Here is an 8132-nt window from a genome sequence, read left to right as displayed (position 1 = left end):
CCGCGAAGGTGGTCGTACCGTCGGCGCCGGCGTCGTCGCCAAGATCATCGAGTAAACTACTCGCTGGTTGCCAGAAAGCGCGCCCGCTCGGGTGCGCTTTGCAGTCTCTGCTGCAGGGGTATAGCTCAACTGGCAGAGCGTCGGTCTCCAAAACCGAAGGTTGGGGGTTCGATTCCCTCTGCCCCTGCCATAATTTTCCGGGTGGTTATCCGCAATGGCCGATAAGTTGAAATTCGCGCTGGCGCTGGCTCTGTTGGCGGCCGGCGTGGTCGGCTTCTATCTGCTTTCCGAACAGCCTCTCGTGCTGCGCGTGTTGTCCGTGCTGGTTGGTGTGGGGGCCGGTGTTGCCGTTGCTTCCTTTTCCGAGCAGGGGCAGCGCTTCATCGGCTTTGCGCGCGAATCGATCACCGAAGTCAAGAAGGTCGTCTGGCCGAGCCGCAAGGAGACCATGCAGACCACGGGTCTGGTGTTCGCCTTCGTGGTCGTTATGGCGATCTTCCTGTGGCTGACGGACAAGACCCTGGAATGGGTTCTGTACGATCTCGTTCTGGGTTGGAAGTGATATGACCAAGCGTTGGTACGTGGTTCATGCCTATTCGGGCTTCGAGAAGTCTGTTCAGCGTGCGCTCGTCGATCGTGTGAATCGGGCTGGCATGCAGGACAGTTTCGGCCAGATCCTGGTGCCGGTCGAGGAAGTCGTCGAGATGCGTGGCGGCCAGAAGACCGTTACCGAGCGCAAGTTCTTCCCCGGCTATGTGCTCGTCGAGATGGAAATGAACGACGACACCTGGCACCTGGTGAAGTCCACGCCCAAGGTCACGGGTTTCGTTGGCGGCACCGCCAACAAGCCTGCGCCGATCTCCGAGAAGGAGGTCGAGAAGATCATGCAGCAGATGCAGGACGGCGTGGACAAGCCGCGTCCCAAGGTGCTGTTCGAGATCGGCGAGGTCGTGCGCGTCAAGGAAGGCCCCTTCACGGATTTCCATGGCTCGGTCGAAGATGCGAACTACGAGAAGAACAAGCTGCGCGTGTCGGTGACCATCTTCGGTCGCGCCACGCCGGTGGAACTGGATTTCGCCCAGGTCGAAAAGACCTAAGCGATATGGCGGGCCTCCGGGCCTGCCGTTGCCCGTTCACTCGGCCGACGAGTGCGGGCATGGCGAGGAGCGCCGGACGGGTTCCGGTGCGCTAGCACTCAATACAGGAGCAAGCCGCAATGGCAAAGAAAATCATTGGCTACATCAAGCTGCAGGTGCCGGCCGGAAAGGCCAATCCCAGCCCCCCGATCGGTCCGGCGCTCGGTCAGCGCGGCCTGAACATCATGGAGTTCTGCAAGGCCTTCAACGCCAAGACCCAGGGTCTTGAGCCGGGCCTGCCGATTCCGGTGGTGATCACCGCCTTCGCCGACAAGTCCTTCACCTTCATCATGAAGACGCCGCCGGCGACCATCCTGATCAAGAAGGCTGCCGGTCTGCAGAAGGGCTCGGCCAAACCGCACACCGACAAGGTCGGTAAGATCACCCGTGCTCAGGTCGAGGAGATCGCCAAGGCCAAGCAGCCCGACCTGACCGCTGCCAATCTGGAAGCCGCCGTGCGCACCATCGCCGGTTCCGCCCGCAGCATGGGCATCACCGTGGAGGGCCTGTAATCATGGCGAAGCTGTCCAAGCGAGTTCAGGCGCTGCGCGCCAAGGTTGATCGCAACCAGGCCTATCCGGTCGCTGACGCCCTGCGTCTGGTGAAGGAATGCGCCACCGCCAAGTTCGACGAGTCGATCGACATCGCCGTTAACCTGGGTGTCGATGCACGCAAGTCCGACCAGGTCGTGCGTGGTTCCGTCGTGCTGCCCGCCGGTACCGGCAAGTCGGTCCGCGTTGCCGTGTTCGCCCAGGGCGAAAAGGCCGAGGCTGCCCGCGCCGCGGGTGCCGAGGTCGTCGGTTTCGACGACTTGGCCGAGCAGGTCAAGGCCGGCAACCTCAACTTCGACGTCTGCATCGCGACGCCGGACGCCATGCGTGTGGTCGGTCAGCTCGGCCAGATCCTCGGTCCGCGCGGCCTGATGCCCAACCCGAAGGTCGGTACCGTGACCATGGACGTGACCACCGCGGTCAAGAACGCCAAGGCCGGTCAGGTGCAGTACCGCACCGACAAGGCCGGTCTGGTGCACGCCACCATCGGTCGTGCCTCGTTTGAGGTCGATGCCCTGCAGCAGAACCTGGCGGCCTTCATCGATGCGCTCGTCAAGGCGAAGCCGGCCGCTGCCAAGGGTGTGTATCTGCGTCGCATCGCCGTCTCCAGCACGATGGGTGCGGGCGTGCGTGTGGAGCCGGCCAGCCTCAACCCGGCCTGATTGCCGTGACGCGCCGCCCCCGTGGTGGCGCGTTCGAAGAACTTTGAGACGTGGCCGCGCACAGCGTGGCTGCGGATCGTCAAAGACCGCAGGTGTGCTTGCCGCAAGGCAGCGCTTAAGCAGAAATGGCCTGCGTAGACGGTGTGCTCAGAACAGGATTTGGCCACCCCGGTGGCCGCGCTCCTGATCCAGGTCGCCGTGGGTGCGGATCGCCACGAGTGATCCGCGTGTGGACTTGAAAGGAGGAAAGGCCTGTGGGTCTCAATCTCGATGACAAGAAAGCCGTAGTGGCTGAGGTGTCGGCACAAGTGGCCAACGCCCAGACAATCGCGGTGGCCGAGTATCGCGGCATTGCGGTGGGCGATCTCACCGCGCTGCGTGCCAAGGCTCGCGAGTCTGGCGTTTATCTGCGCGTGCTGAAGAACACCCTGGTGCGTCGTGCCGTCGCCGGTACGCCGTTCGAAGGGCTGTCCGACCAGCTTACCGGGCCGTTGATCTACGGTATTTCGGCCGATCCGGTCGCTGCCGCGAAAGTGCTCAACGACTTTGCCAAGGGTAACGACAAGATCGTCCTGAAGGCCGGCTCCTATGCGGGCAACACGCTCGACAAGGCCGGTGTGCAGGCGCTCGCCTCGATCCCGAGCCGCGAAGAGCTGCTCGCTAAGCTGCTGGGTGTCATGCAGGCGCCGGTCTCCGGCCTTGCTGGCGCGCTCGCCGCCCTCGCCAAGAAGCGCGAGGAAGAAGGCGCTGCCGCCTGAACGCAGCAGTCAGCTACCCAAGTTTTCTGAAAAGTATCGATTCTGGAGTGATTTGAAATGGCAATCAGCAAAGAAGACATCCTGGAAGCCGTTGCTGGCATGACCGTGATGGAACTGAACGACCTGGTGAAGGCGTTCGAAGAGAAGTTCGGTGTGTCCGCCGCCTCGCTGGCCGTGGCCGCCCCGGGTGCCGCTGCCGCTGCCCCGGTGGAAGAGAAGACCGAATTCGACGTCGTGCTGCTCGAAGCCGGCGCCAAGAAGGTCGAGGTCATCAAGGTCGTGCGCGCTGCCACCGGTCTGGGCCTGAAGGAAGCGAAGGACGTGGTCGACGGCGCGCCGAAGACCGTGAAGGAAGGTGCGCCCAAGGCTGACGCCGAAGCGCTGAAGAAGCAACTGGAAGAAGCTGGCGCCAAGGTCGAGATCAAGTAATACTCGCGGAACCAGCGGGGCTGGCACTCTCAGGAGTGCCGGCCCTTTCGTGCTTTCTGATCGAGGTTGCGGCGCTCTCCGCAATCAACGATGGCAGGCCAGAACGTTTGCCGAATCCGGGCGTCTGCCCTTGAGCGGTTCGAGCCGAACTTTGTGTCCTGTCTTTCCGATGTTAGCCCTCTAGCCGGAGCATCCATGGCGTATTCCTACACCGAAAAGAAACGTATCCGCAAGAGCTTCGCCAAGCGCGATGCCGTGCTCGATGCGCCTTTCCTGCTCGCCACCCAGATCGAGTCATTTGCTGAATTCCTGCAGGCGGAGACCCCGCCCGAGGCGCGGCGGAACCAGGGTCTGCAGGCCGCATTCACCTCGATCTTCCCGATCTCGAGCCACAGCGGCAACGCCCGTCTCGAGTACGTGCAGTACATGCTGGGTGAGCCGGCGTTCGACGTCACCGAATGCCAGCAGCGCGGCCTCACCTTCGCCTCGCCGCTGCGTGCGCGCGTTCGCCTGGTGATCATGGATCGCGAAGCGCCGAAGGAAACGATCAAGGAAGTCAAGGAGCAGGAAGTGTACATGGGCGAGATTCCGCTCATGACGACGACCGGTTCCTTCGTCATCAACGGCACCGAGCGCGTCATCGTGTCGCAGCTGCACCGCTCGCCGGGCGTGTTCTTCGAGCACGATCGCGGCAAGACGCACTCGTCGGGCAAGCTGCTGTTCTCGGCGCGCATCATTCCCTATCGCGGCTCCTGGCTGGACTTCGAGTTCGACCCCAAGGACTACCTGTACTTCCGTGTCGACCGTCGGCGCAAGATGCCGGTGACGATCCTGCTGCGCGCGATCGGCATGACGCCGGAAGAGATCCTCGACACCTTCCACGACTCCGACACCTTTCACCTGCAAGGCGAGGGCGCCCAGTTCGAACTCGTACCTGAGCGCCTGCGCGGCGAGGTCGCCCGCTTCGACATCACCACGCCCGACGGCAAGATCATCGTCGCGCGCGAGAAGCGCATCACGTCCAAGCACATCCGCGAGATCGACCAGGCCGGCGTCAAGACCATGGCCGTGCCGGATGACTTCCTTCTTGGCCGCGTCATCGCCACCAACATCGCCGATCCCGAGACCGGCGAGGTGCTCGCGCGTGCCAACGACGAGATCACCGAGGATCTGCTCGACAAGCTGCGCCTGGCCGGTGTGACCGAGCTGCGCACGCTGTACATCAACGACCTCGATCGCGGCGGCTACATCTCGCAGACCCTGCGCATCGACGAGACCGCCGACCAGTGGGCAGCCAAGGTCGCGATCTACCGCATGATGCGTCCGGGCGAGCCGCCCACCGAAGACGCCGTGGAAGGCCTCTTCAACGGCCTCTTCTACGCCGAGGAGCGCTACGACCTGTCTTCGGTCGGTCGCATGAAGTTCAACCGCCGCGCTTATCCCGAGAAGATCGACGACAAGGCGCCGGGCTGGCTCAAGCGCTTCTACGAGCGTGTCGGCGCCCAGGGCGAGGACGGCCCCGGCGTGCTGGTGAACGAGGACATCCTCGCCGTCGTTGGCGTGCTGGTCGAGCTGCGCAACGGCCGCGGCGAGATCGACGACATCGACCACCTCGGCAACCGCCGCGTGCGTTCGGTCGGCGAACTGGCCGAGAACCAGTTCCGCGCCGGCCTGGTGCGCGTCGAGCGCGCGGTCAAGGAGCGCCTGTCGCAGGCCGAGTCCGACAACCTGATGCCGCACGACCTGATCAATGCCAAGCCGATCTCGGCCGCGATCAAGGAGTTCTTCGGCTCCAGCCAGCTGTCGCAGTTCATGGACCAGACCAACCCGTTGTCCGAGATCACGCACAAGCGTCGCGTCTCTGCGCTGGGACCGGGCGGCCTGACCCGCGAGCGTGCCGGCTTCGAGGTGCGCGACGTGCACCCGACGCACTACGGCCGCGTGTGCCCGATCGAGACGCCGGAAGGCCCGAACATCGGCCTCATCAATTCGCTCGCCGTGTACGCCCGCACCAACCGCCACGGCTTCCTCGAGACGCCGTACCGCAAGGTCATCGACGGCAAGGTCAGCGACCAGATCGATTTCCTGTCGGCGATCGAGGAAGGCCAGTACGTGATCGCGCAGGCCAACGCCGAGATCGACGAGGCCGGCATGCTCGCTGGCGACCTGGTGTCCTGCCGTCACAAGGGCGAGTTCCTGCTCGCGACCTCGGACATGGTGCAGTACATGGACGTGGCGCCGGGTCAGATCGTGTCGGTCGCGGCCTCGCTGATTCCCTTCCTCGAGCACGACGACGCCAACCGCGCACTGATGGGCGCCAACATGCAGCGACAGGCCGTGCCCTGCCTGCGCCCCGAGAAGCCGCTGGTCGGCACCGGCATCGAGCGCCGCGTGGCGGTCGACTCGGGCACCGCCGTGCAGGCGCGCCGCGGTGGCGTGGTCGACTATGTGGATGCGAACCGGATCGTGATCCGCGTTCACGATGCCGAGACCCTGCCGGGTGAAGTCGGCGTCGACATCTACAACATGATCAAGTACACCCGTTCCAACCAGAACACCAACATCAACCAGCGTCCGGTGGTGAAGGTGGGCGACGTGCTGGCCAAGGGCGACGTGATCGCCGACGGCGCGTCGACCGACCTCGGCGAGCTGGCGCTCGGCCAGAACATGCTGGTCGGCTTCATGCCCTGGAACGGCTACAACTTCGAGGACTCGATCCTCATCTCCGAGCGCGTGGTCGCCGACGACCGCTTCACCTCGATCCACGTCGAGGAGCTCACCGTCGTGGCGCGCGACACCAAGCTCGGGCCCGAGGAGATCACCCGCGACATCGCTTCGCTGGGCGAAGCGCAACTGTCGCGCCTGGACGAATCGGGCATCGTGTATATCGGTGCCGAGGTCGAGGCCGGCGACGTGCTGGTGGGTAAGGTCACGCCCAAGGGCGAAACCCAGCTGACGCCGGAAGAGAAGCTGCTGCGCGCGATCTTCGGCGAGAAGGCGTCCGACGTGAAGGACACCTCGCTGCGCGTGCCCTCGGGCATGGTCGGCACCGTGATCGACGTGCAGGTGTTCACCCGCGAAGGCATCGAGCGCGACAAGCGTGCGCAGTCGATCATCGACGACCAGCTGCGCAGCTTCAAGACCGACCTCGCCGACCAGATGCGCATCGTCGAGCGAGACGCCTTCGCGCGTATCCGCCGCATGATCCTGGGACAGGTGGCCAACGGCGGTCCGAAGAAGCTGGCCAAGGGCAGCGAGCTCACCGACGCCTACCTCGATGGCCTCGAGCCCTACCACTGGTTCGACATCCGCCTGGCCGACGAGGCCATGGCGGTGCAGCTCGAGGCGGTGCGCGAAGGCCTCGAGAACACCCGCAAGGACTTCGAACAGGCCTTCGAGATCAAGAAGAAGAAGCTCACCCAGGGCGACGAGCTGCCGCCGGGCGTGCAGAAGATGGTCAAGGTGTACCTCGCGGTCAAGCGTCGCCTGCAGCCGGGCGACAAGATGGCCGGCCGTCACGGCAACAAGGGCGTGGTGTCGAAGATCGTGCCGGTCGAAGACATGCCCTACATGGAAGACGGTACCCCGCTCGACATCGTGCTGAACCCGCTCGGCGTGCCGTCGCGGATGAACATCGGCCAGATCCTCGAGACCCATCTGGGCTGGGCGGCAAAGGGGCTTGGCCAGCAGCTCGACAAGATGCTGCAGGCGCAGGCATCGGCCACCGAGCTGCGCGGCTTCCTCGACCAGATCTACAACGGCAGCGGCAAGTCCGAGGACATCGCGGGCCTGAAGGACGAGGAGGTGAGCGAGCTGGCGACCAACCTGAAGAAGGGCGTGCCTTTTGCCACCCCGGTGTTCGACGGTGCCAAGGAATCTGAGATCCAGCAGATGCTGGAGCTCGCCGGTCTGCCCACCGGCGGCCAGGTTACGCTGTACGACGGGCGCACCGGCGAGGCTTTCGAGCGCAAGGTCACCGTGGGCTACAAGCATGTGCTGAAGCTGCACCACCTGGTCGACGACAAGATGCACGCGCGTTCGACCGGTCCGTACTCGCTCGTCACCCAGCAACCGCTGGGCGGCAAGGCGCAGTTCGGCGGTCAGCGTTTCGGCGAAATGGAAGTGTGGGCACTGGAAGCCTACGGCGCGGCCTACACGCTGCAGGAGATGCTGACGGTCAAGTCCGACGACGTGACCGGCCGGACCAAGGTGTACGAAAACATCGTGAAGGGCGAGCACAAGATCGATTCCGGCATGCCGGAGTCCTTCAATGTGCTGGTGAAAGAAATCCGTTCGCTCGCGATCGACATCGATCTCGACCGCAACTGATTCCGACCCGACCAACCGCCTGCGATTGAATCCCGGGGGCGTGGCCAAGGCGGCTGCGCCCCGGATGGAGTGAACAATGAAGAGCCTGCTCGCTGACCTGTTCAAGCAAACCCTGCCGAACGAGGAAGAGTTCGACGCGATCACCATCGGTCTCGCGTCGCCGGACAAGATCCGGTCGTGGTCCTACGGCGAAGTGAAGAAGCCCGAGACCATCAACTACCGCACCTTCAAGCCCGAGCGCGACGGCCTGTTCTGCGCCAAGATCTT

Annotated in this window: 8 protein-coding genes and 1 tRNA gene; all 9 read left to right on the top strand. The window is 64.1% G+C overall.

The window, feature by feature from the left end:
- The first annotated feature begins 114 nt into the window (after positions 1 to 114).
- Positions 115 to 190: transfer RNA gene (locus tag PLC66_RS21545), tRNA-Trp, on the top strand.
- 24 nt (positions 191 to 214) lie between these two features.
- Entirely contained in the window at positions 215 to 562 is a 348-nt protein-coding gene (gene secE / locus PLC66_RS21540) for a preprotein translocase subunit SecE (RefSeq protein ID WP_324544243.1), read from the top strand.
- Between the two features lies 1 nt (position 563).
- Positions 564 to 1097: a transcription termination/antitermination protein NusG gene (gene nusG / locus PLC66_RS21535; RefSeq protein ID WP_324544242.1), complete on the top strand. Its 534-nt coding sequence runs from the start codon at positions 564 to 566 to the stop codon at positions 1095 to 1097.
- Positions 1098 to 1216: 119 nt separating this feature from the next.
- On the top strand, positions 1217 to 1648 hold the full coding sequence (gene rplK / locus PLC66_RS21530) for a 50S ribosomal protein L11 (RefSeq protein WP_324544241.1): 432 nt from the start codon (positions 1217 to 1219) through the stop codon (positions 1646 to 1648).
- A 2-nt stretch (positions 1649 to 1650) separates the two neighbouring features.
- The gene (rplA, locus tag PLC66_RS21525) at positions 1651 to 2349 is read left to right on the top strand and encodes a 50S ribosomal protein L1 (RefSeq protein WP_324544240.1); all 699 of its coding nucleotides are present in this window, start codon (positions 1651 to 1653) and stop codon (positions 2347 to 2349) included.
- A 254-nt stretch (positions 2350 to 2603) separates the two neighbouring features.
- Positions 2604 to 3107 carry a 50S ribosomal protein L10 gene (rplJ, locus tag PLC66_RS21520; RefSeq protein ID WP_324544239.1) on the top strand — a complete coding sequence of 168 codons (504 nt, stop codon included), beginning with the start codon at positions 2604 to 2606 and terminating at the stop codon, positions 3105 to 3107.
- Between the two features lie 57 nt (positions 3108 to 3164).
- The gene (gene rplL, locus PLC66_RS21515; RefSeq protein ID WP_002931563.1) at positions 3165 to 3536 is read left to right on the top strand and encodes a 50S ribosomal protein L7/L12; all 372 of its coding nucleotides are present in this window, start codon (positions 3165 to 3167) and stop codon (positions 3534 to 3536) included.
- A gap of 195 nt (positions 3537 to 3731) precedes the next feature.
- A complete protein-coding gene (gene rpoB / locus PLC66_RS21510) occupies positions 3732 to 7865 on the top strand; it encodes a DNA-directed RNA polymerase subunit beta (protein ID WP_324544238.1) in 4134 nt (1377 codons plus the stop codon).
- A gap of 76 nt (positions 7866 to 7941) precedes the next feature.
- The coding region (locus PLC66_RS21505; RefSeq protein WP_324544237.1) for a hypothetical protein at positions 7942 to 8132 on the top strand (191 nt) is incomplete at its 3' end.

The sequence above is a fragment of the Thauera sp. genome, from assembly GCF_035444905.1.
Taxonomy (GTDB): domain Bacteria; phylum Pseudomonadota; class Gammaproteobacteria; order Burkholderiales; family Rhodocyclaceae; genus Thauera.
This window is presented reverse-complemented; position numbering and strand designations above follow the sequence as displayed.

Coding starts and splice junctions, on each gene's coding strand:
- rplK (WP_324544241.1), top strand. CDS start 1,217: ATGGCAAAGAAAATCATTGGCTACATCAAGCTGCAGGTGCCGGCCGGA.
- rplL (WP_002931563.1), top strand. CDS start 3,165: ATGGCAATCAGCAAAGAAGACATCCTGGAAGCCGTTGCTGGCATGACC.
- secE (WP_324544243.1), top strand. CDS start 215: ATGGCCGATAAGTTGAAATTCGCGCTGGCGCTGGCTCTGTTGGCGGCC.
- rplA (WP_324544240.1), top strand. CDS start 1,651: ATGGCGAAGCTGTCCAAGCGAGTTCAGGCGCTGCGCGCCAAGGTTGAT.
- nusG (WP_324544242.1), top strand. CDS start 564: ATGACCAAGCGTTGGTACGTGGTTCATGCCTATTCGGGCTTCGAGAAG.
- rpoB (WP_324544238.1), top strand. CDS start 3,732: ATGGCGTATTCCTACACCGAAAAGAAACGTATCCGCAAGAGCTTCGCC.